At 65.7% G+C, this 22859-nt stretch carries 18 protein-coding genes and 1 tRNA gene; 9 read left to right on the plus strand and 10 right to left on the minus strand.

Translation table 11 applies throughout. The annotated features are described in order from the left end of the window. The first annotated feature begins 104 nt into the window (after nucleotides 1-104). The 4 genes from IB229_RS10850 to IB229_RS10865 all read left to right on the plus strand — a co-directional run bounded on the left by IB229_RS10850 (nucleotide 105) and on the right by IB229_RS10865 (nucleotide 7648). Entirely contained in the window at nucleotides 105-1469 is a 1365-nt protein-coding gene (locus tag IB229_RS10850; RefSeq protein WP_192328274.1) for a spinster family MFS transporter, read from the plus strand. A 243-nt stretch (nucleotides 1470-1712) separates the two neighbouring features. After that, a complete protein-coding gene (locus IB229_RS10855) occupies nucleotides 1713-3506 on the plus strand; it encodes a DUF1302 domain-containing protein (RefSeq protein ID WP_192328277.1) in 1794 nt (597 codons plus the stop codon). 17 nt (nucleotides 3507-3523) lie between these two features. Then, complete coding sequence (locus IB229_RS10860) at nucleotides 3524-4891, plus strand: DUF1329 domain-containing protein (protein WP_192328280.1); 1368 nt, start codon at nucleotides 3524-3526, stop codon at nucleotides 4889-4891. Between the two features lie 132 nt (nucleotides 4892-5023). Then, nucleotides 5024-7648 carry a LuxR C-terminal-related transcriptional regulator gene (locus tag IB229_RS10865; RefSeq protein ID WP_192328283.1) on the plus strand — a complete coding sequence of 875 codons (2625 nt, stop codon included), beginning with the start codon at nucleotides 5024-5026 and terminating at the stop codon, nucleotides 7646-7648. A 100-nt stretch (nucleotides 7649-7748) separates the two neighbouring features. Here the strand turns inward: IB229_RS10865 and IB229_RS10870 are convergent, their stop codons facing one another. From IB229_RS10870 to IB229_RS10890, 5 genes are all read right to left on the minus strand, one after another. Continuing rightward, nucleotides 7749-8690 carry an alpha/beta fold hydrolase gene (locus IB229_RS10870; protein ID WP_192328286.1) on the minus strand — a complete coding sequence of 314 codons (942 nt, stop codon included), beginning with the start codon at nucleotides 8688-8690 and terminating at the stop codon, nucleotides 7749-7751. 264 nt (nucleotides 8691-8954) lie between these two features. After that, nucleotides 8955-9031: transfer RNA gene (locus IB229_RS10875), tRNA-Arg, on the minus strand. Between the two features lie 55 nt (nucleotides 9032-9086). Next, a complete protein-coding gene (locus tag IB229_RS10880; RefSeq protein ID WP_192328289.1) occupies nucleotides 9087-9251 on the minus strand; it encodes a rubredoxin in 165 nt (54 codons plus the stop codon). Further along, nucleotides 9248-9973 carry an NAD(P)H-dependent oxidoreductase gene (locus IB229_RS10885; RefSeq protein ID WP_192328292.1) on the minus strand — a complete coding sequence of 242 codons (726 nt, stop codon included), beginning with the start codon at nucleotides 9971-9973 and terminating at the stop codon, nucleotides 9248-9250. The genes IB229_RS10880 and IB229_RS10885 overlap by 4 nt, the downstream gene beginning before the upstream one ends. A 72-nt stretch (nucleotides 9974-10045) precedes the next feature. Further along, a complete protein-coding gene (locus IB229_RS10890) occupies nucleotides 10046-11116 on the minus strand; it encodes a fatty acid desaturase (RefSeq protein ID WP_192328295.1) in 1071 nt (356 codons plus the stop codon). 152 nt (nucleotides 11117-11268) lie between these two features. Here IB229_RS10890 and IB229_RS10895 point away from each other — a divergent pair, with 152 nt between their 5' ends. The 4 genes from IB229_RS10895 (at nucleotide 11269) to IB229_RS10910 (ending at nucleotide 17036) form a co-directional block, all read left to right on the plus strand. After that, nucleotides 11269-12276, plus strand: coding sequence for an AraC family transcriptional regulator (locus IB229_RS10895; RefSeq protein WP_192328298.1), 1008 nt, complete (start codon nucleotides 11269-11271; stop codon nucleotides 12274-12276). 313 nt (nucleotides 12277-12589) lie between these two features. After that, nucleotides 12590-14038 carry an NADP-dependent succinate-semialdehyde dehydrogenase gene (gabD, locus tag IB229_RS10900; protein ID WP_192328301.1) on the plus strand — a complete coding sequence of 483 codons (1449 nt, stop codon included), beginning with the start codon at nucleotides 12590-12592 and terminating at the stop codon, nucleotides 14036-14038. A 324-nt stretch (nucleotides 14039-14362) separates the two neighbouring features. Next, the gene (gene gabT / locus IB229_RS10905; protein ID WP_192328304.1) at nucleotides 14363-15643 is read left to right on the plus strand and encodes a 4-aminobutyrate--2-oxoglutarate transaminase; all 1281 of its coding nucleotides are present in this window, start codon (nucleotides 14363-14365) and stop codon (nucleotides 15641-15643) included. 181 nt (nucleotides 15644-15824) lie between these two features. Further along, nucleotides 15825-17036, plus strand: coding sequence for an HDOD domain-containing protein (locus IB229_RS10910; RefSeq protein WP_192328307.1), 1212 nt, complete (start codon nucleotides 15825-15827; stop codon nucleotides 17034-17036). 8 nt (nucleotides 17037-17044) lie between these two features. Here IB229_RS10910 and IB229_RS10915 read toward each other — a convergent pair whose 3' ends face one another. Further along, nucleotides 17045-17638: a 2-hydroxychromene-2-carboxylate isomerase gene (locus IB229_RS10915; RefSeq protein ID WP_192328310.1), complete on the minus strand. Its 594-nt coding sequence runs from the start codon at nucleotides 17636-17638 to the stop codon at nucleotides 17045-17047. 156 nt (nucleotides 17639-17794) lie between these two features. Then, nucleotides 17795-18538: an SDR family oxidoreductase gene (locus IB229_RS10920; RefSeq protein ID WP_192328313.1), complete on the minus strand. Its 744-nt coding sequence runs from the start codon at nucleotides 18536-18538 to the stop codon at nucleotides 17795-17797. 89 nt (nucleotides 18539-18627) lie between these two features. Here IB229_RS10920 and IB229_RS10925 point away from each other — a divergent pair, with 89 nt between their 5' ends. After that, the gene (locus tag IB229_RS10925) at nucleotides 18628-19194 is read left to right on the plus strand and encodes a TetR/AcrR family transcriptional regulator (protein ID WP_192328316.1); all 567 of its coding nucleotides are present in this window, start codon (nucleotides 18628-18630) and stop codon (nucleotides 19192-19194) included. Here IB229_RS10925 and IB229_RS21875 read toward each other — a convergent pair. The 3 genes from IB229_RS21875 to IB229_RS10935 form a co-directional block, all read right to left on the minus strand. Beyond that, complete coding sequence (locus IB229_RS21875; protein ID WP_318652096.1) at nucleotides 19191-21464, minus strand: putative bifunctional diguanylate cyclase/phosphodiesterase; 2274 nt, start codon at nucleotides 21462-21464, stop codon at nucleotides 19191-19193. The two genes, IB229_RS10925 and IB229_RS21875, sit on opposite strands and share 4 nt — an antisense overlap. Then, the gene (locus IB229_RS21885; protein ID WP_225578949.1) at nucleotides 21368-22063 is read right to left on the minus strand and encodes a 7TM-DISM domain-containing protein; all 696 of its coding nucleotides are present in this window, start codon (nucleotides 22061-22063) and stop codon (nucleotides 21368-21370) included. Before IB229_RS21885 ends, IB229_RS21875 begins: the two co-directional genes overlap by 97 nt. A 94-nt stretch (nucleotides 22064-22157) precedes the next feature. Further along, nucleotides 22158-22847: a Crp/Fnr family transcriptional regulator gene (locus IB229_RS10935; protein ID WP_192328319.1), complete on the minus strand. Its 690-nt coding sequence runs from the start codon at nucleotides 22845-22847 to the stop codon at nucleotides 22158-22160. Between the last annotated feature and the right edge of the window lie 12 nt (nucleotides 22848-22859).

The following is a 22859-nucleotide window of genomic DNA, read 5'->3' on the forward strand; positions in this document are numbered from 1 at the left end:
GATAATCCCTTAGAGCGATACTAAGCCGTGCTTATTCGGACCTAAGCTGACTACTCCTTAACCCCATCGTGCATCGCACTTGCGGTGCCGAGGAGAGAACGCCAGTGCCTAAAAATAACAACGGCTACCCCTCTAACCTCTATGCCTGGACCACGGTCGTCATCCTGATGATCGCCTACGTGCTGTCCTTCATAGACCGGCAAATCCTCAACCTGCTGGTGGAGCCGATCCGCCGTGACCTGGTCATCAGCGACACGCAGATGAGCCTGCTGATGGGCCTGTCCTTCGCCCTGTTCTATACCATCTGCGGCATCCCCCTCGGCCGTCTGGCCGATACCAAGAGCCGCCGCGGCCTGATCGCCGTCGGCGTGCTGTTCTGGAGTGCCGCCACCGCTGCCTGCGGCATGGCCAAGCTGTACTGGCAGTTCCTCATCTGCCGCATCGGCGTGGGTGTCGGCGAGGCGGCGCTGTCGCCCGCGGCCTATTCGCTGATCGCCGACAGCTTCCCGCCGGAGCGTCGCGCCACGGCCATCAGCGTCTACTCGATGGGCGTCTACCTGGGTTCGGGCCTGGCCTTCCTGCTCGGCGGCCTGGTGATCAAGTTCGCCTCGGCGCAGGGTGACGTGATCCTGCCGGTCATCGGCCACGTACGCCCCTGGCAGCTGATCTTCCTCATCCTCGGCGCCGCCGGGGTGCTGTTCACCCTGCTGATGCTCGCCGTGCGCGAGCCGGCGCGCCGTGGTGTCGGCGCGGGCGTCGCGGTGCCGCTGGCGGAAGTCGGTCGCTATATCCGCAGCAACCGTCGCACCGTGCTGTGCCACAACTTCGGCTTCGCTGGCCTGGCCTTCGCCGGCTACGGCAGCGGCGCCTGGATTCCCACCTTCTATATCCGCACCTACGGCTGGGATGCCGGCCAGGTGGGCATCGTCTACGGCAGCATCGTCGCCGTGTTCGGCTGCCTCGGCATCGTCTTCGGCGGCCGCCTGGCGGACTGGATGGCCAAGCGCGGGCGCAGCGACGCGAACATGCGCGTAGGCCTGATCGCCGCCCTTGGCGCCCTGCCGTTCGTGGTCTCGTTCCCGCTGCTGGACAATGCGGTGATGGTCTCCGTGCTGATGGCGCCGACCGTGTTCTTCCTCAGCATGCCGTTCGGCGTCGCCCCGGCGGCGATCCAGGAAATCATGCCCAACTCGATGCGCGGCCAGGCCTCGGCGATCTACCTGTTCGTCATCACCCTGATCGGCCTCGGTCTCGGCCCGACCGCGGTGGCGCTGGTCACCGACTTCGTCTTCGCCAGCGACCAGGCGCTGCGCTACTCGCTGCTGATCGTCACCGCCTTGGCGGTGGTCAGCTCGATCATCCTGCTGTGGATGGGTCTCAAACCCTACCGCGACAGCCTGCAGCGTCTGCAGCAGTGGGCCCCGGAGCCGGGTAGCGCAGCAGCCGGTGCGCAGCTGAAGACCGTCTGATCCCAAGCGCTACGCATCACCCTTGAAGCCCCGCCTCGGCGGGGCTTTTTTCATTCCTGTGAAAAAAGTGTCATGGCCTAGTTGATGCGCCGTCATTCAGCGCGGTGTTGGTCGCGCCAGGGCCCAGCGGGCAAGCATGTTCATCCTTTCGGGCTACACCGCGAATACATCCTTCGAGCGCTTATGCGCCTGTCACCCCTTGCGTAGGTTTCTCCGTGTTCCACCCCACACCAGGAGAGCCTCATGACAACAACAAAAAGGCCCGGAATCTTCCAGCCACACACTCTGGCAATCGCCGTCGCATTGGGCGTCGCTGCCCCGGCGCATGCCGTCACATTCAACATCGGGGAAATCGAGGGGCAGTTCGACTCGTCCCTGTCGGTCGGCGCCAGCTGGGCGACAAAGAGCGCAGACAAGGATCTGGTCGGTAATGCCAACGGCGGCACCGGCTTCACCCAGACCGGCGATGACGGTCGTCTGAACTTCAAGAAGGGCGAAACCTTCTCGAAAATCTTCAAGGGCATCCACGACCTTGAGCTGAAGTACAAGGACACCGGCGTTTTCGTGCGCGGCAAGTACTGGTACGACTTCGAGCTGAAGGACGAGAGCCGCCTGTTCAAGGACATCGACGACCACAACCGCAAGGAAGCTGCGCAGTCTTCCGGCGCGCAGATCCTCGACGCCTTCGTCTATCACAACTACGAAATTGCCAACCTGCCGGGCACCGTGCGTGTGGGCAAGCAGGTGGTCAGCTGGGGTGAAAGTACCTTCATCGGCAACGGCATCAACTCGATCAACCCGATCGACGCCGCCGCCTTCCGCCGCCCAGGCGCGGAAATCAAGGAAGGCCTGATTCCGGTCAACATGTTCTACGTCTCGCAGAGCATCACCGATCAACTGTCGGCTGAAGCGTTCTACCAGTTGGAGTGGGACCAAACTGTCGCCGACAACTGTGGCACTTTCTTCGCCTCCAGCGACGTAGTGGCCGATGGTTGCGACAGCAACTACACCATTCTCGATGCGACTACAGTCGGAACACTCCAGGCGGCTCAGTCAGGCGCGCTTGGTGTTGGAGCACAGCTCGTAACTAGCGGCTTGACCGTTTTGGATGAAGGCTTGTTAGTGCGGCGTGGCGGTGATCGTGATGCGCGCGACTCAGGCCAATGGGGCGCGGCGCTACGCTGGATGGGCGATGACACCGAGTACGGCGCCTATTTCATGAACTACCACAGTCGTACCCCGAACGCGATGTTCCAGAACGCTAACGCCACGGCTATTGGCACCGCTGCATTGGCTGGCCAACTGGCCTCGGCAGTCCTGATTGGTAGCGGCAGTTACTACCTCGAATACCCGGAAGACATCCAGCTTTATGGCCTGAGCTTCTCCACCACGCTGCCTACCGGCACTGCCTGGTCGGGTGAAATCAGCTACCGGCCGAACATGCCGCTGGGTATCAACGGCACTGACATGACCGCCAAACTGGCCAATACCGTGACCGGTCCGGGTTCGGCTGGCCTGGTCAGCGAAGGCTACAACCGCAAGGAAGTGACCCAGGTGCAGAGCACCTTCACCCACTTCTTCGATCAGGTGCTGGGCGCCTCGCGTCTGACCCTGGTGGGTGAAGTCGGCCTGACCAGCATCGGTGGCCTGGAAAGCCGTGACGAAGTGGCCTACGGCCGCGACTCGATCTACGGCTCGCCGCACGGCACTCTGGCCTCCAACATCGCTGCGCGCAACGAGTACGGCACCCACGGCTTCTTCACCAACACCTCCTGGGGTTATCGCGCTCGCGGCATCCTCGACTACAACGACGTGTTTGCCGGTGTGAACCTCAAGCCGAACGTGTCCTTCTCGCACGACGTCGACGGCTACGGCCCGGTGTTCAACGAAGGCTCCAAGGCCGTCAGCCTGGGTGTCGACGCCGAGTACCGCAACACCTACACCGCCAGCCTGTCGTACACCGATTTCTTCGGCGGTGACTTCAACACCCTGACTGACCGCGACTTCGTTGCCCTCAGCTTCGGCGTGAACTTCTAAGACAGGACATGCACCTTATGAAAACAACAATGCACCTGATCACCACCCTGACCCTGTCCCTGCTCGCCAGCAGCGTGCTGGCAGCGGTATCGCCGGACGAGGCGGCCAAGCTCGGCACCACCCTGACCCCGCTGGGTGGCGAGAAGGCCGGCAACGCCGACGGCAGCATCCCGGAATGGACCGGCGGCCTGAGCAAGGGCGCCGCTGCCGTGGACGACCGCGGCTTCCTGGCCAACCCGTTCGCCAACGAGAAACCGCTGTTCACCATCACCGCGCAGAACCTTGACCAGTACAAGGACAAGCTTGCCGAAGGCCAGCTGGCGATGTTCAAGCGCTACCCCGAAACCTACAAGATGCCGGTCTACACCAGCCATCGTACGGCGGCGGTACCGCAGGAGATCAACGAGGCGGCCAAGCGCAGCGCGGTGAACACCTCGCTGGTCGAAGGCGGTAACGGCCTGAAGAACTTCACCGACAGCCGCTACTACGCGTTCCCGATCCCGCAAAACGGTCTGGAAGTGGTGTGGAACCACATCACCCGTTACCGCGGTGGCAACCTGCGCCGCAGCATCGTACAGGCCACGCCACAAACCAACGGCAGCTTCACTCTCGTGCACTTCGAGGACGAAGTGGCCATGCCGACCGGCATGCCCGACCTGGCGGCGAAGAAGGCCGAGAACGCCCTGCTGTTCTTCAAGCAGCGCGTGACCGCGCCGTCGCGCCTGGCTGGTAACGTCCTGCTGGTGCACGACTCGCTCGACCAGATCGCCGAGCCGCGCATGGCCTGGATCTACAACGCCGGTCAGCGTCGTGTGCGCCGTGCCCCGCAGGTGGCCTACGACGGTCCGGGTACCGCCGCAGACGGTCTGCGTACCTCCGACAACTTCGACATGTATAACGGTGCACCGAACCGTTACGACTGGAAGCTGGTGGGCAAGCGTGAGCTGTACATCCCGTACAACAACTACGAGCTGGACTCGCCCAAGCTGAAGTACGCCGACATCATCCAGGCTGGCCACACCAACCAGGATCTGGCGCGCTACGAGCTGCACCGCGTCTGGGAAGTCGAAGCCACGCTGAAGGCCGGCGAGCGCAACATCTACGCCAAGCGTCGTTTCTTCGTCGACGAAGACACCTGGCAGATCGCCGTTTCCGAGCACTACGACGGCCGCGGCCAGCTGTGGCGCGTGGGTCAGGCCATGCTCCTGCAGAACTACGACGTGCAGACCCCGGTGTACTCCTTCGAGGCCCTGTATGACGTGATCGTTGGTCGCTACCTCGCCATCGGCATGAAAAACGAGGAGAAGCGTTCCATCGAGTACGGCACGTCAGCCAAGGCCATCGACTTCACCCCGGCCGCGCTGCGTAACGCCGGCGTACGCTGAGTCACAACGAGCTGCTCCTTTTGAGGCGACCCCAGTGGTCGCCTTTTTTGTCCTTGTGCCGTTCACCCGCGGTGAAGTTGGTAAGATCGGTCAAGATCGCAACATAACAACAAGAAATACGAGGCCATGACCATGCCCGAGAAGGTCCGCGCCATCCATGCCCACGTGCGCCCCGCGGTGCTCGAATCGCCCTTGCCACGTCTGCCGGCCGCCCATGTTGCGCGCCCGCGGCTGTTGCAGGAGCTGCTCGCCAGCGACGCGCGTCTGACCCTGATCTGTGCCCCGGCCGGATTCGGCAAGAGCGTGCTGTTCAACGAATGTGCACGGCAGATCGGCGCCGGCAATCGTCTGGTCTGGCTCGACCTGCTCGGTCATTCGCTCACCCCGGCCGATCTGCTTTCCCGCCTCGCCGCCGCCCTGCACATGGCCCATGGCGAAGGCGATCCCTACCAGGAATTGTGCAACCTGCTCAGCCGTGTCGAGCAGCCGTTGTGGATCTTCCTCGACGATTACCCACGCCAGCCGAGTGCCGAGCTGGACGCCTGCCTCGACCGCCTGCTCGAGCGGGCTCCGCTCACCCTGCGCTGGTGGATCAACGGCCGCCGCCGCCCGGCCTGGAACCTGCCGCGCCTGCTGCTGCAGGGCGACCTGCTGGAGCTCGATGCCGAGACCCTGGCCCTGACCAAGGACGAACTGGGCGGCCTGCTGCAACAGCGCCAGCTGGCGCTGCCCGACGAACTGGCGGCGCAGCTGCTGCACAACAATGAAGGCTGGCTGGCCGGCATCTGCCTGCTACTGATCCAGGGCACCGCGCAGAACCTCGCCGAGCGCCTGAAGAGTGGCAGTGCCCTGCTGCAGGAGTACATCGAGCGCGAGGTGCTGGCCGGCCTGCCAGACGAGCTCAAACGCGCGTTGGTGATTCTTGCGCACATGCCGCGTTTTTCCGCCGAGCTGTGCACCTACCTGCTCGAAGACGAAAGCGATGGCTGCCCGCTCGACGAGTTGCGCGAGCGTCAGCTGTTCCTCCATGGCCTGGACAGCCATGGCGAGTGGTTCCGCCTGTGGCGCCCGCTGGCGTCGATGCTGCGGCGCCGGGCGAACACCCAGGTGGCGCTGCAACAGGCGCACGTGCGGGCCTGCCAGTGGTTCGCCAAACGCGGTGACGTGCGCGAGGCGGTCGAACATGCGCTGTGGGCCGACCAGCCCGACGTGGCGGCGAACTTTCTCCAGCAGTACGGTCAGGAGCAGCTGCTCATTGGCCACAGCGTTTCGCAGTTCCTGCAGTGGCGCACCGAGCTGCCGGCCAGCCTGTTTTCCAGCACCCCCCGGCTGATCGCCCTGCAGGCCTGGGGGCTGATCATCTGTGCGCGGCTGGACGAGGTCGACGGCTGCCTCGCTGACCTCGCCCGTTTCCTCCCGCAACCCGATGCCCGCCGCCAGCAGCAATGGATTGCCCAGTACCAGGCGATCAAGGGTGTGCTGCTGCGCCAGCGCGGTCAGCGCGATGCACGCCAGTACTGCCTCGAGGCCCTGGCGATCCTGTCTCCCGAGGCCTGGTCGCAGCGCGTGCTGTGCTACCAGGCGCTGGCCCAGCAGGCGCTGGCCGAGGGCGATCTGCAGGCCTCCCAGGAATACGGCGACGAAGGCCTGCGGCTGGCGCGCGAGCAGGGCAGCGTGCTGTTCGAGGCCCTGCTCAGCGTCGACCGCATCCACCTGCTGAGCATGCAGGGCGAAAGCGGGCGTGCCCTGGAGCAGGTCCAGCAGTCGCTGCAACATATCCAGAGTGCCGGCCTGCGTGGCCCGGTGCTGGCGCGCTTGCAGCTGTTGCACGGCAGCCTGCTGGCCGATGCCGGGTCGGTCGAGCTGGCCACCAGCACGCTCAAGGATGGCCTGCGCGAAGCGGAGAAATGCGAAGACGCCTACGTGTTGTTCGGTTACCAGCACCTGGCCGAACTGGCGGCCGACCGGGGCGACTTCGTCGAGGCGCAGTTGCTGCTGCGCAAGGCCGAGCGCCTGATGCAGTGGCAGCACGTGCCGGAAGTGCGTTACCGCTGCGTGCTGCAGATGGCCAACGGCATGCTCTGGCTGCGCCAGGGCGATGTGCAGAAGGCGCGCAACTGCCTGGCCCAGGTACAGCAGCGCTTCGAGGAACATCGGCTGCTGGCGCCGTCCGGTTTCTACGACTTGCACCTGCGCGTGCGGCATGGCCTGGCCATCGCCGAACTGCTGCTGGGGCATGCCGATGAGGCGGTGGTCGAGCTGCAGGCGCAGCTCGACGACTGCCTGTTGCGCGGGCATGGCAGCCTGGCTTGCGAGACCCGCTTCGACCTGGCTGAGGCGCTGCTGCTCGCTGGCCGTCGTGATGCCGCCGACCGCCAGGTGCGCATGGCTCTGGATGACGCCGAGCAACGCCGTCAGCTGCGCCCGTTGCAGGCGCTGTATCGCCGCCAGGGGGAGTGGCTGGAGCAGGCACTGCCGCAGCTCGCTGAGCGGCAGTGGCGCGAGCGCCTGGCGATTCCCGGCCATCTCGCCGATGAAGCGGTGTCGGTAGAGGCTGGCGATTCGCAGCTGAGCAAGCGCGAACAGGCGGTGCTGCAGCTGATCGCCCAGGGCTGTTCCAACCAGCAGATCGCCGAGCAGCTGTACATCTCGCTGCACACGGTGAAAACCCATGCGCGGCGGATCAACGTCAAGCTCGGCGTCGAGCGTCGCACCCAGGCAGTGGCGCGGGCCAAGGCGCTGGGCTGGATGAACTGAGGCGTTCTGCGTAAACAAAAAGCCCCCGGTCTGTACCGGGGGCTTTTTTCTGGGTGGGTGGCTCAGCGACCCTGCGCGAGCAGGGCGATGCTTGCCGTTTCTACTTGCGCAGGAAGTCGAGCAGGTCCTGGTTCAGACGGTCCTTGTGGGTGTCGGTGATGCCGTGTGGCGCCCCCGGATAAACGATCAGTTGTGCACCCTTGATCAGTGCCGCCGAGGCACGACCGGAGAGGTCGATGGGCACGATCTGGTCGTCGCTGCCGTGGATCACCAGGGTCGGTACGTCGAACTTCTTCAGGTCCTCACGGAAGTCGGTGGCCGAGAACGCCGCGATCGAATCGTAGGTGTTCTTGTGCCCGGCCTGCATGCCCTGCACCCAGAACGACTGGATCAGGCCCTGCGAGACTTTTGCACCGGGACGGTTGAAGCCGAAGAACGGCCCGGACGCGATGTCGAGGTACAGCTGCGAGCGGTTTTCCAGCGAGGCCTTGCGGATGTCGTCGAACACCTTGAGCGGCAGACCGTTGGGGTTGCTCGCGGTCTTCACCATCAGCGGTGGCACGGCGGAGACCAGCACCGCTTTCTTCACCCGGCCGGTACCGTGGCGGCCGATGTAGCGCGCCACTTCACCACCACCGGTGGAGAAGCCGACCAGGGTCACGTCCTTGACGTCGAGCGCTTCGAGCACCGCCGAGAGGTCGTCGGCGTAGTGGTTCATGTCGTTGCCTTCCCACGGCTGGCTGGAGCGGCCATGGCCGCGGCGGTCATAGGCGATGACGCGATAGCCGCGGTCGGCGAGGAAGATCATCTGCGCTTCCCAGCTATCGGAGTTCAGCGGCCAGCCGTGGCTGAACGAAACAACCTGGCCATCACGCGGGCCCCAGTCCTTGTAGTACAGGCTGACGCCATCCTGGGTGGTGACGTAGCTGCTCGACGGCGTGGCCGGAGCGGTGCTGACGGCTGGCGCCGGTGCGGCCTGCGCGGAAACGGCAGCGGCGAGGGTCAGGGCGGTTGCGGCGAAAGTGCGGCTCAGTGTGTTCATGCTGTTCTCCTTGAGTTCGGTGACCGGTCTGGCCCGGCGGTGATGACGGAGCCAAGGTTAGGGAAGGTCAGCCAAACGGAGAACTTGAAGGGGTCGATAGCGGATATTGGCCAGGCTGATACCTGGCAATCGAGCAGGAGAAACGCGACGGGCGCTGATACGTGTTGAGCACTAAGTGGAATGAAGCGGGCTCAGGCTGACGCGAAAAGTCGGGCAAACAAAAAGGGCCCAGGTTTTCACGAGGGCCCTTCTTTATTTCGTATGTGGCGCACCAGGCGGGATTCGAACCCACGACCCCTGCCTTCGGAGGGCAGTACTCTATCCAGCTGAGCTACTGGTGCGTTGCGGGGCGCAATCATACGCATCCGCCTCGCGGGCGTCCATGCGGGCTGTCGGTCAGAGTTCCTGCATGTCGAAGTCGGCCTTGCCCACGCCGCAGTCGGGGCACAGCCAGTCGTCCGGCACCTCGGCCCAGGGCGTGCCGGCGGCGATGCCATCGTCGGGCCAGCCCTTGGCCTCGTCGTAGATCAGCCCGCAGATCACGCAGATCCAGGTCTTCATGCCGGCACCTGTTCAGTCTTGGCCAGGGGGTGCAGGTGACGGTCGAAGTCGGCCAGCGAGGGGAAGTTCAGCGGCGCCTGTTCATCGAGGTGCTGCAGGGTGTCGCGGTACTGCTCGAGGATTTCCTCGCGCGCCTGCTGGCTGATGTAGGGCACGTGGTAGGCGGGGAAGGGCGGCAGCACGCTGAAGCCGGCATAGGCCAGGGTGCCGCGCTGCAACGGGCGCAGCATGGGTTCCCAGTCGCCGTGCACGGCGGCTTCGTCGGCGAACATGTGCGCCTGGCCGCCGAGGGTGAAGCTCAGCAGCGCGCGCTTGCCGGCCAGGCCGCCACGGTCGTAGAACCGTACGCCGCCGTAGCACACGCCGGAGACCAGCACGCGGTCGATCCAGCCCTTGAGGATGGCCGGCACCGAGCACCAGAACAGCGGGAAATTGAAGATCACCAGGTCGGCCCAGAGCAGCTTGTCCAGCTCGCTGGCGATGTCATCTGCCAGCGCTTGCTGGCCATGGGCGTGGCGTTGTTCGAGGGCGTAGACCAGGTAGTCGGGATTGCTGCGCTGCTGGAAGTCGGCGGCCGAGGCCACCGGGTTCCAGTTCATCGCGTAGAGATCGGAGACCTGCACGGCGTGCCCGCTCTGCTGCAGGGTGTCGACGGCGAGGTCTTTCATCGCGGTGCAGAAGGACTGCGCCTCGGGGTGGGCGTGGACGATCAGGATGTTCATGCAGTGTTCCAAAAAAGCGCGGGGCCCGCGGGCCCCGGAGACGCCCCGCCATGGCAGGGCTGACGAAGACGATCAGGCGGGCTGCTGGACGGGCGCAGCGGCTTCTTTGCGCGGCGCATCCCAGCGGTTGGCGCGGGCGAAGGTGCCGAAGTCGTTGAAGCGCACGCCCATCTCGCGCATCACCTTGTGCGCCACCGGCGCGGTCATCTGGCGGATGTAGAAGGGTTCCTTGACCACGAAATGGTGGATGCCGTGGGTGCTGCCGAAGTTGAAGCAGAACGCCTGCAGTGGCAGCAGCCACCAGGGGTTGAGTACCTGGGTCTGCTGCACCACGTTGCCGCCTTCGATGTCGCCGTAGTAGTGCATGTTGGAGCTGATGAAGTGCAGGCAGAAGGTGCGCAGCACGTTCGGCCCGACCAGCACGACGACGGCAATGTTGACGATGTTCATCACGCTCAGGGTGGTGGCGGACCAGGCGATCGGCGCGCCGCTGGCCGTGGCCACGAAGTCGATCAGGTGGAAGCCGAGGAACACGTACCAGGTGCTCCAGTTGAGCAGGCCCAGCGGCGCGTAACCCTTGAGGGTGCGGCTGACGATCATCTTGCGGTGCGCCCAGGTCTTGGCGCGCAGCAGGCGGATGAAGGAGGACATCATGTTGTCACCGACCATCAGCAGGCGGGCGAAACCCCACGGCTCGCCGTTGGTGATGGCGCGTTCCTCGATGTCGGTCTCGGTGCCGGAAACCTTGTGGTGGTTGAGGTGCAGGTGGCGGCGGATCCACGGGTTGATCGTGCTCGGCCGCGCCATCCACACCAGCCCCATCATCAGGTTGTGCGGTACGCGCTGTTTGCGGAAGTACATCGAGTGGATCAGGTCGTGTTCCAGTTCGTGGGTCAGCGAGGCGAAGAAGGCGTTGGCCAGCAGGCAGGCCCACCAGGCGATGGCGCCGTCCAGGTAGAGCCAGGCCGAGCCGATCATGCCGGCCAGGGCGAAGGCCAGGATGCCGGCACCGATGGCGTCCTGGTGCTTGAGGATCGGGTAGCGCTGGCGCAGTTCGTCGCCGCGGGCCATCACCACGCTGCGAATGTGCGCAGAACGCTGCTGGTGATTGTGCGGGGCATGGGTTGCAGGAGTCAGGGTCATACACGCATCCTCTTGTCACCGCCTGATCTGCGCCATGCGGGGCGCGAGAACGGCAAGACTGTTGTAGTGATTCGACGAGGCTACTGTGCGCGCCTGCGCTGCCTGCCGCCCGACCGACTGCGCCAACCTGTTGACCGAGAATGCCAACCTGCATGAGTGAACCGACTACCCTGGCCAGCTGGACCCGCGCCCTGCGCCGCCAGCTCGATGCCCTTGGTCTGGACAGCGCCGCGCTGTGTCGCGAGGCGGGTCTCGACCCGGCCCTGCTCGATGACCCCAACGCGCGCTACCCGCTGTCGGCTACCACCCGCCTGTGGCAGCTGGCCGTAGCCGCGAGTGGCGATCCGGCGCTGGGTCTGAACACCTCGCGCCACGTCAGCCCCACCACCTTCCACGCCCTGGGCATGGCCATCGTCGCCAGCAGCAGCCTGCGCGAAGTGTTCGAGCGCATCGTGCGCTATCACCAGGTGGTCAGCGATGCGCTGGAGCTGGAGCTGCGCGATGTCGGCGAGGTCTGCGAATTCCACCTGCGCCTGCTGCCCGATGGCAACGCACCGGCACCGGAAGCCATCGATGCCTTCGCCGCCATCTATGTGCGTACCTGCCGCAATCGCCTGGGTCGCGACTACGCGCCGTTGTCCGTACACCTGCGGCGCCCTGCGCCGGCTGACCCGCAAGCCTGGCTCGACGTGTTCCGCGCGCCGGTGCACTTCGGTGCGGCCGAGGACGTGCTGTGCTTCGCCAACGCCGACCTCGAAAGACCGCTGGACGACGCCAACCCGGAACTGGCCGCGCACAACGAGACGGTCCTGCAGAAGCGCCTCGACGCGCTGCAGCCCGATACGGTCAGCCGCCGCCTGCGCCGCGCCCTGGAGCAGTGCCTGCCGAATGGCGAGCCGTCCGCCGAGGTGCTCGCCCATGGTTTGCACCTCAGCCTGCGCAGCTTGCAGCGCCACCTCAGCGACGAGGGCAGCAGCTACGAGCAGGTGCTCGCCGACACCCGCCACGGCCTGGCATTGCAGCACCTGCGCGAGGCTGACTGTTCGATCAGCGAAGTTGCCTACCTGCTTGGTTTCGCCGACAGCAGCAGCTTCAGTCGCGCCTTCAAGCGCTGGAGCGGGCAGAGCCCGAGCCAGTACCGCGACAGCCTGCGCGGCTGACACGCAGCGTTCGGCGGGAAACGTGACACAAACGTTCGCGATCTCGAACAGATGCGCGCGCGTTCCGCGTATGCCTTTCCCCGCTGGGCACCTTGAACGTCATGGTGGCGACGCCTGTTCCGGAAAATCGCTCCAACGCCGACGTTGTCCTACTTTCTGCGTATTTTTGTTGGTTTTATCGAACGAGCTATTGCCCTTTGTGCACGCGAGCCCTAGGATTCGTTTGAGATTTCAAACACCCCACCAGCCTGTTCTGGCTGACTATTTTTCCCACTGCCTGCCACCCCTTTCGTGGAGCGCACAGGAGACTGCCATGCAATTGAAAGACGCCCAGCTGTTCCGCCAGCAAGCCTATGTCGATGGCGCCTGGCTGGACGCCGATAGCGGCCAGACCATCAAGGTCAACAACCCGGCCACCGGCGAGATCCTCGGCACTGTGCCGAAGATGGGCGCAGCGGAAACCCGGCGTGCCATCGAGGCGGCCGACAAGGCGCTGCCGGCCTGGCGCGCGCTGACCGCCAAGGAGCGCGCGGGCAAACTGCGCCGCTGGTACGAGCTGATGATCGAACACCAGGACGATCTCGGTCGCCTGATGACCCTCGAGCAGGGCAAACCGCTGGCCGAAGCCAAGGGCGAAATCGCCTACGCCGCCTCGTTCATCGAGTGGTTCGCCGAGGAAGCCAAGCGCATCTATGGCGACGTGATTCCCGGCCACCAGCCGGACAAACGTCTGATCGTGATCAAGCAGCCGATCGGCGTGACCGCGGCCATCACCCCGTGGAACTTCCCGGCAGCGATGATCACCCGCAAGGCCGGCCCGGCCCTGGCCGCCGGTTGCACCATGGTCCTCAAGCCCGCGTCGCAGACGCCGTTCTCGGCCCTGGCCCTGGCCGAACTGGCCGAGCGTGCCGGCATTCCGAAAGGCGTGTTCAGCGTGGTCACCGGTAGCGCTGGCGACATCGGCAGCGAGCTGACCGGCAACCCGATCGTGCGCAAGCTGAGCTTCACCGGTTCCACCGAGATCGGCCGTCAGCTGATGGCCGAGTGTGCCCAGGACATCAAGAAGGTGTCCCTGGAGCTGGGCGGCAACGCGCCCTTCATCGTCTTCGACGATGCCGACCTGGACAAGGCCGTCGAAGGCGCGCTGATCTCCAAGTACCGCAACAACGGCCAGACCTGCGTCTGCGCCAACCGCCTGTACGTGCAGGACGGCGTGTACGACGCCTTCGTCGAGAAGCTGGTTGCCGCAGTGGCCAAGCTGAAGATCGGCAACGGCATGGAAGACGGCACCACCACCGGCCCGCTGATCGACGGCAAGGCCGTGGCCAAGGTCCAGGAACACATTGCCGATGCCGTGAGCAAAGGCGCCAAGGTGGTCTTCGGCGGCAAGCCGCATGCCCTCGGTGGCAGCTTCTTCGAGCCGACCATCCTGGTCGACGTGCCGAAGAATGCCGCCGTGGCCAAGGAAGAAACCTTCGGCCCGCTGGCGCCACTGTTCCGCTTCAAGGACGAGGCCGAAGTCATTGCCCTGTCCAACGACACCGAGTTCGGTCTGGCCTCGTACTTCTACGCCCGTGACCTGGGCCGCGTGTTCCGCGTGGCAGAAGCGCTGGAGTACGGCATGGTCGGCGTCAACACCGGGCTGATTTCCAACGAAGTGGCGCCGTTCGGCGGCATCAAGGCCTCGGGCCTGGGCCGTGAAGGGTCCAAGTACGGCATCGAGGACTACCTCGAAATCAAATACCTCTGCCTCGGCGTGTAAGGGTTACGACCTCCGGGTCGTCGGCCATACGGCGTTGGAAGCGGACTTCAAATGCTCACGTACCCGAGTACGCTGCGCGTTGAAGTCCGCTTCCGTCTTGTCTGGCCTTAGCCCCGACGCTCTTGAGCGGTGGGGTTGCGAGAAGCTTTGAAGTACCCAGGTTCAACCAACGAGCCGGTCATCTGGGTTTGCGGCACCGTAATAAAGAACCTGAGCAGCCGGCAGGGCGTGGCAGTCGATCATCGTATGCTGCGCACGCCTTTCCCCGGTTGCGTTCATCCTTGAGCTGCGCCGCCCGATGAGCGGCGAATGAGGACCTGCACCATGAGCAAGACCAACGAATCCCTGATGCAACGCCGTATCGCCGCCGTTCCGCGTGGCGTGGGCCAGATCCACCCGATCTTCGCCGAGCGCGCCGAGAACGCCAGCGTGTGGGATGTGGAAGGCCGCGAGTTCATCGACTTTGCCGGCGGTATCGCCGTGCTCAACACCGGCCACCTGCACCCGAAAGTGGTGGCGGCCGTGCAAGAGCAACTGACCAAGCTGTCGCACACCTGCTTCCAGGTACTGGCCTACGAGCCCTACGTGGAACTGTGCGAAGAAATCGCCAAGCGCGTACCGGGCAACTTCGCCAAGAAAACCTTGCTGGTGACGTCCGGTTCCGAAGCCGTCGAGAACGCCGTGAAAATCGCCCGTGCCGCCACCGGCCGTGCTGGCGTGATCGCCTTCACTGGCGCCTACCACGGCCGCACCATGATGACCCTGAGCCTCACCGGCAAAGTGGTGCCGTACTCCGCCGGCATGGGCCTGATGCCTGCCGGTGTGTACCGCGCCCAGTCGCCGTGCGAGCTGCACGGTGTCAGCGAGGACGAGTCCATCGCCAGCATCGAGCGCATCTTCAAGAACGACGCGCAGCCTTCCGACATCGCCGCGATCATCATCGAGCCGGTGCAGGGCGAGGGTGGTTTCTACACCAACTCGCCAGCCTTCATGCAGCGCCTGCGCGCCTTGTGCGACCAGCATGGCATCCTGCTGATCGCCGACGAAGTGCAGACCGGCGCCGGGCGTACCGGCACCTTCTTCGCCACCGAGCAGCTGGGCATCGTCCCGGACCTGACCACCTTCGCCAAATCGGTCGGCGGTGGTTTCCCGATCTCCGGTGTCAGCGGCAAGGCCGAGATCATGGACGTCATCGCCCCCGGTGGCCTGGGCGGCACCTACGCCGGTAGCCCGATCGCCTGCGCCGCGGCCCTGGCCGTGCTCAAGGTGTTCGACGAAGAGAACCTGCTGCAACGCAGCCAGGCGCTGGGCGAGCGGGTCAAGGCCGGCCTGCGCGCGATTCAGGCCAAGCACAGCGTCATCGGTGACGTACGCGGCCTGGGTTCGATGGTCGCCATCGAGCTGTTCGAAGGCGGCGACACGCACAAGCCGGCGGCGGAGCTGGTGGGCAAGATCGTTGCCCGCGCGCGTGAAAAGGGCCTGATCCTGCTGTCGTGCGGCACCTACTACAACGTCATCCGCTTCCTCATGCCGGTGACCATTCCCGACGCGCAACTCGACAAGGGCCTGGCCATCGTCGCCGAGTGCTTCGACGAACTGGCCTGATCGCCAGCCCGCGTAACCAAGACCCGCTTCGGCGGGTCTTTGTTTTTCTGCGGTAAGGCGGCGGAGGGACCATGCGTCGGTGTGACAATTGGTCGAATGGTCAGGAAGCGCAGTCTTTCCTAGTCTGTGATAGGTGCCGCGAGGTATGCGCGGCGGATTCCCTTCAGACGGCGAGGTCTCCATGGCGCAGGCAGCCCCCCGCGTAATTATCGGCGAGTCGGATCGCTGGACATCCGACCTGCTCAGCCAGCTGGTGCGTAGCGCCCGCTGCGATGCGGAAATCGTCACCCTGCGCGATGGCCACAGCGTGCTCGAACAATGGCGCAAGAAGTCGCCGGTGCTGTTGATCGCCGATTGGAGCCTGCCCGGCGTCGGTGGCCTGGATGTGCTGCGCGAAGTGCGCCGTCAGCGTGCCCAGCCGCCGCAGCCGTTCTTCCTGATCACCGAAAAGGTCGATGCGGCCAGCGTCAAGGCGGCGGTGTCGCTGGCGCCGACTGCCTACCTGGCCAAGCCGTTCAACGCCGAAGACCTGCTCAAGCGCTTGCGCCAGGTGCTGATCAAGCCGGGCGAGGAAGTGGTCTGTCCGTTGCCGGAGCGTGTTCCGCAGCAAAGCCTGGACCAGTACCTGGAGGCGTGCCGCGAGTCGGCGGCCGGTGCGCCGATGCTGGCGAGCGTGCAGGACACCCTTGGCCTGCTGCAGGGCGCGGTGGTGCCGGACCTCGACGCGCTGGCCCTGCGCTTTCGCCCGGACCCGCAGCTGACCGCGCAGCTGATCGCCGCCGCCAACACTGCCTCGCAACACCGTGGCGGCAGTTGCCAGACCTTGCCCCAGGCGCTACAGCGCCTGGGCGTCAAACACAGCCTCAACCTTGCCCTGGGCCTGGCCCTGCAGCGAGGCGTGAGCCTGGACGACGAGCTGCTCTCGGCCACCGGCCTGAAGGTCTGGGCGCAATCGCAGCGGGTCGCGGAGCTGGCGCACTGGCTGGCCGGCGAACTGGAGGCCGATGCCGAGCGCTGCTTCACCGCCGGCCTGCTGCATCGCCTGGGTGACCTGGCGCTGTTGCGCACCCTGCAGGACTGGCACGGCAGTGGCGGCGAGCTGGATGCCGCGGCGGTGGACAAGGCCCTGGGCAAGCACGCCGCGCCCTACGGCTCGGCACTGCGCACGCGCTGGCGCCTGCCGCTGGAGCTGCGCGAGCTGATCGCCGCGGCCTACAGCCTGGGCAGCGGCGTGTTCTCCCGCGAGGCGCTGGTGGTCAACCTGGCGGCGGAAGCGGCGCGCCTGGGCCCGGAGCAGCCGGTCTCAGCTCTCCAGCAGCACAAGGCGGCGCGCATGCTGCAGCTGGACGCGCGCACGCTGGAGCGCATGCCGCGTCTGGCCGACGTGGTCTGAGCGTCGCCTCAGGCTGCGAGTGCTTCGCGCACGAAGTCCAGACGGTCCTGGCCGAAGAACAGGGCGTCGCCGACGAACATGGTCGGTGCGCCGAACGCCCCGCGCTTGAGTGCTTCATCGGTGTTGGCCTTGAGCCCGTCCTTGATCGCCTGCTCGGCGGTCAGCGCGAGCAGCGCTTGCGGGTCGAAGCCGCCTTGCGCCAGCACTTTACCCAGCACGGCCAGGTCACCGAGGTTCTGCGCGTCGACCCACATGGCGGTGAAGATCACCTTCAGGTAATCGGCGAAGCGCTCGGACATGCGTTGCTGCACCGCCACAGCGCCGCGCATCAGGCCCAGGGTATTGATCGGGAAATACGGGTTGAAGCGCATCGGCACGCCGTAGCGGGTGGCAAAGCGCTGCAGGTCGACGAGCATGTGCTTGCCCTTGGCCGGCACCTCCACGGGCGAGGCATTGCCGGTGGCCTGGAAGATGCCGCCCAGCAACATCGGCTTGTACACCAGCTCGGCGTGGGCTGCGGCGCAGATCCCCGGCAGCTGGGTCCAGGCCAGGTAGGTGGTGGGGCTGCCGAAGTCGAAATAGAACTCGACGGATTTGCTCATGGGTTTCTCGCTTTTGTTTTTCTAAGGGGAGCCGATATGACCGAGCGAGCGGCGCTCAGGCAAGGCGGTGAGTCGGCGAGAAAGCGCAGTTGGCGTCTGCCAATGAGCATTTCGCGGCGGCTCACCAACGCCGCCTGGGCGTCGCGCAGCCGGTCGTCACCAGCGTTCGATCCAGGGGCGCAGGTCCAGCTCGAAGCTCCAAGCATCGCGCGGCTGACTGTGCAAGAACCAGTAGCTGTCGGCAATGTGCTCGGGGTTGAGAATGCCGTCCTGATCCTTCAGCGCATAGCGCTCGGGGAATGTATCGCGGATGAAGTCGGTGTCGATCGCACCGTCCACCACCACGTGGGCGACGTGGATGTTCAGTGGCCCCAGTTCGCGCGCCATGCTCTGCGCCAGGGCGCGGATCCCGTGCTTGGCGCCGGCGAAGGCGGCGAAGTGCGAGGCGCCGCGCAGGCCGGCGGTGGCGCCGGTGAAGAGGATGGTGCCGCGGCCGCGCTTGACCATGCGCCGTGCTACCGCCTGGCCGGTGAGGAAGCCGGAGAAGCAGGCCATTTCCCAGATCTTGAAGTACTTGCGCGCGGTCTCTTCGAGAATGCTGCAGGGCACGTTGGCGCCAATGTTGAAGACGAATGCCTCGATCGGGCCGATGCTGCTTTCGATCTCCTCGACCAGCGCGGCGACGTCGTCCTCCTTGCGTGCGTCGGAAGCAAAACCGTGGGCTTCGCCGCCCTCGGCGCGGATCGCATCGACCAGTGGCTGCAGCTTGTCGGCGCTGCGCCGGGTCACGCAGGCGACATAGCCTTCGCGGGCGAAGCGCTTGGCGATGGCGCCGCCGGTGGCGTCACCGGCACCGATCACCAGCACCACTTTCTTGTCATTCTCGGGCGTGCTGCTCATGCTTTCACCTTTGATAAACGGTCGTTAAGTAAACGAACGTTATGCTACGCTGTGGACATCGTCAAGCAGGTGTAGCAGCGGAGATCGCGATGCGCTATTCGGCCGATCACAAGGCGCAAACCCGGGAACGGCTGCTGCAGAGCAGCGGTGCCATCGCCAAGCACGGCGGCTTTTCCGCCACCGGCGTGGATGGCCTGATGAAGGCCATCGGCCTCAGCGGCGGGGCGTTCTACAGTCATTTTTCGTCGAAGAATGAGTTGTTCGCGGCAATTGTCGAGCGCGAGCTGAGCCACAGCGTCGAGCTGCTCGGCAATGCCGAGGATGGCAGTGGCGCCAAGCTGCAGAAGTGCCTTGACCTGTACCTGAGCATGGCCCACGTGGAGCAGCCGGACAGCGGCTGCGCGATCCCCTCGCTGGGGGCGGAAATCGCCCGTGCCGAGCTGCCAGTGCGCGAGCAGGCCGAGCATTGGCTGGTGCGCTTGCAGCAGGCCTGGGCCGCAGTGCTCGAGGATGGCGATCTGGCCTGGGCGATTCTCGCCCAGTGCGTCGGCGCGCTGGTGGTGGCGCGCATGCTGGCGACCCCGCAGCGTCAGCAGGAGGTGCTGGCGTCCAGCCGCGCCCTGCTCAGCAAGACCCTCACGCCGGGTGGGAACTAGGAACGCTGCGGTACGCCGTGCGGCGCGTCGGCGAGCAGGCTCAGCGGTTTCGGGTGGTCGATGAAATAGCCCTGGGCGTAGTCGATGCCCAGGTCGCGCAGGCAGTTCAGGGTCGAGGCGCTCTCGACGAATTCGGCCACCGTGCGCAGGCCCAGTTGCCGGGCGATCTGCACCATCGAGCCGACCATCGCGCGGTTGATCGGGTCGTGCTCGATGCCGTGGATGAAGGTGCCGTCGATCTTCAGCAGGTCCAGCGGCAGATGGCGCAGGTAGGCGTAGGAGGCGAAGCCGCTGCCGAAGTCGTCGAGCGCCACCTGCATGCCGCGTCCGCGCAGCTCCTCGATCCAACTGGCCGAGGTCGCCAGCTCGCCCAGTGCGACCATTTCCGTGACCTCGATGCACAGCTTGTCCGCCGGTAGGCGGTGGCTGGCGATCAGCTGGTCGAGCAGCTCGTGCAACTGCGGGTCGAGCAGCGATGGCGCGCTGAGGTTGACGTTGACCCGCTTGAGTCGCGCCAGGTGCTGCGGGTTCTCGCCGAGCCAGCGGCACAGGCGGCTGAGCACCCAGCGGTCGATTTCGCGTAGCAGACCATAACGCCCCGCCGCGGCGAGGAAGCGCCCGGGCGCGACCCATTCGCCGCTGTCCGGGTCGCGGTAGCGCAGCAGCACCTCGTAGTGCCAGCCGTCTTCCTCGGCCTGCAGGGCGTGCACCGGCTGGAAGAACAGCTCGAAATGCTGGCGCTCGATGGCCTCGCGCAGGCGGGTGATCCATTGCAGCTGGCGCTGGTGTTCGATCAGCGCGCCATCGGCCGGGTTGAACAGGTGCACGCGGTTACGGCCCTGGTTCTTCGCCATCACGCTGGCGCTGTCGGCCCAGTTCAGCGCTTCCTCCCAGTCACCGACGCCGGAGTCCAGCGCCAGCACGCCGAGGCTGGCGTGCAGGCGGAACGGTTGCCCGCCGGAGCTGAAGACGAACTGCTGTACCACCGCGCGCAGGCGCTCCGCCTGGTGCAGCGCGGCTTCGCTGTCGTCCTCGACCAGCAGCACGGCGAACTCGTCGCCGCCGATGCGGCCGAGTTCGGCTTGTGCCGGCATGTGCCCGAGCAGGTGCGAGGCCAGCTGGCGCAGCAACTGGTCGCCGGCGGAGTGCCCGCAGAGGTCGTTGACCTGCTTGAACTGGTCGAGGTCGAGGTAGATCAGGTGGCTGAAATGCCGGCCGCGGCCGTCCAGGCTGTCCTGCAGCAGGCGTTCCAGCTCGCGGCGGTTGATCAGCCCGGTGAGCGAGTCATGGGCGGCAAGGTTGGCCAGGCGCTGCTCCAGGGCGCGCCGCTCGCTGAGGTCGACGACGATGCCTTCGTAGCAGTGCTGGTCCTGCTGGTCATGCAACGACACGTGCACCCAGCGCGTCTTGCCATCGGCCGTGCGCAGCTGCAATTCGTAGCTGGCGGTGCTCTGCTGCGGGCCCATCTGTGCGCACAGGTGCTGCCAGTCGGCGGCGGCGATGAGGGTCTGGATCGGCTGTGCCTGCAGGCGCTCGGGTTGGTCGTCGGGCAGGTTGAGCAGGCGCAGGAAGCTCGGGTTGGTCTCCAGCAGCAGGCCCTGGCGGTTGCAGCGGAAGATGCCCTCGGCGGCATTGCGGAACAGTCCGCGGTACTGCTCCAGGTTGATGATCGACTGCACCTGGGAGGCGAACAGCGCCTTGCGCACGCTGTCGAGCTGGCGGCCATTGAGGATGCCGAAGAGGAACACGCTGATCACCGGCAACCAGGCGTGCATGCCGTCGACCCAGGCCACGCGCGGGAGGATGCCGCTGCGGCTCAGCGAGAGCATCAGGATCAGCAGCAGGGCGGCGCTCCAGATCAGCGCGTACCAGCCGGCATAGGGGCGGCGCAGATACAGGCCGAGCAGGGTCAGGCCGAGCTGGAACAGCCCGGTGAGCAGGATCAGCTGGTTGAACACCTGCGGCGCCAGGCCGTACCCCGGCGTCAGTAGTACCCACAGCTCGGCCGCGACCAGGACGCTCAGCAACAGGTTGCGCAGCCAGCGCACGGGGCCACGCTCAAGACGCAGCGAGGCGCTGATGTACAGGGTGCTGAAGATCAGGGTCAGCGCGCCGGCCAGGTTGATTTCCAGCAGCACCATCGACGGCCGGTTGCTCCAGAACAGCAGATTGGTCACGTCGTTGATCGCGGCGATGTACCAGGCCACGCTGAGGATCGAGGCGCAGTAGTAGCCGAGGGCGCGCTCGCGCACGGCGGCGAACTTGAGCACAGCGCCATGACCAGCAGGGCGCCGACGATCAGGCCATCGGTGAGCCAGCTGCCAACCAGCAGGCGGTCCTTCTGCTCGGCCGGGATCAGCTTCAGCGGCATGCTCACCGACGAGGTGCTCTTTACCCGCAGGATCACGTCCTGCGGGGCCATGCCCAGCGTCGGCAGCGGCAGGAGGAAGCCGCGCAACGGCGCGTCGCGCCGGGCGAACGGCAGCAGGTCGCCGGTTTCGCGGTACAGCTGCAGCTTGCCGCCGGCGAACACCCACAGCTGCACGTCGTCCAGGTACATGTGGTCGAGCCACAGGTAGTAGCGCCCGCCAGCGCGGTCGCTGAGGCGCAGGCCGAGCCACCAGGAGCTGTCGCTCCAGCCCAGCGACGGTGTCTTGTCGACGATCTGGCCGTGGGCGAGCAGGCGCGGGTAGGCGTCGCGGATGGTCCAGGTGCTGTGCGGTTCTTCCAGCAGGAGCAGGCGCAGCGGCGCGTCGCTGCCGTGGCTGGCGACATCGTGCAGCGGCAGTTCGGCCCGCGCACCGGCGGCCAGCGCGGTGAGCAGAACGATGCTCAGAACAACCTGCAGCCAGCGAATAGCGAGCGGCATCTAGGAACACCTGACGGGAAGAAAGTGAACAGCGATATGCGTGAACGGCCCCGTCTCAAGGGTAGACGAGGGCGCGCATATTGGCGTATTGCCACTAGCCGATCCGGGCGCTTTCTCGCAGTTTTTCCAGATCGAGCAGTTCTATTTCGCCATAGGTGAGACGCAGGGCGCCGCGCGCCTCCAGATCCTTGAGGATCTGGTTGGTGGTCTGCCGCGACAGGGCGAGCATCAGCGCCAGCTGTTCCTGGGCCAGGTGGATGACGCGGCGCGGGCCGCTCTCGCCGTAGCCTTCGGCCATCATCAGCAGGCGCCGGGCCAGGCGCGGCGCCGCTGGCAGCAGGCTCATCTCTTCCAGGGCAATGAAGGCCAGACGCAGTTTCTGGCTCATCAGCAGCGCCATGTGGCGCCAGTACGCGGGCTCGCGTCCGAGCAGGGCGAGCAGCACGGTCTGGCCGATCTGCAGGACCTGGGTCGGGCCTTCGGCGAAAGCGTCGTGGGTACGTGGCTGGCCGTCGAACAGGGAAATCTCGCCGAACCAGTACGGCGCCTCGACCAGGGTCAGCAGCGCTTCCTTGCCCTCGCGGCTGACCGCGCCAACGCGCACCGCACCGCTGATCACCGCATACAGCCCGCACGGCGGCGCACCACGGCTGAACAGGCGCTGCCCGGCGGCCAGGTTGTGTATGTTGGCGCGTTCCAGCAGCGCATCCTGCAAGGCTCGCGGCAGCTGGCTGAACCAGTGGCCGCTGAGCAGGATGGGGCGCAGATCGTCGGGGCAGGGCATCGGGCGTCCAGT

Source organism: Pseudomonas sp. PDM14 (assembly GCF_014851905.1).
Lineage (GTDB): Bacteria > Pseudomonadota > Gammaproteobacteria > Pseudomonadales > Pseudomonadaceae > Aquipseudomonas.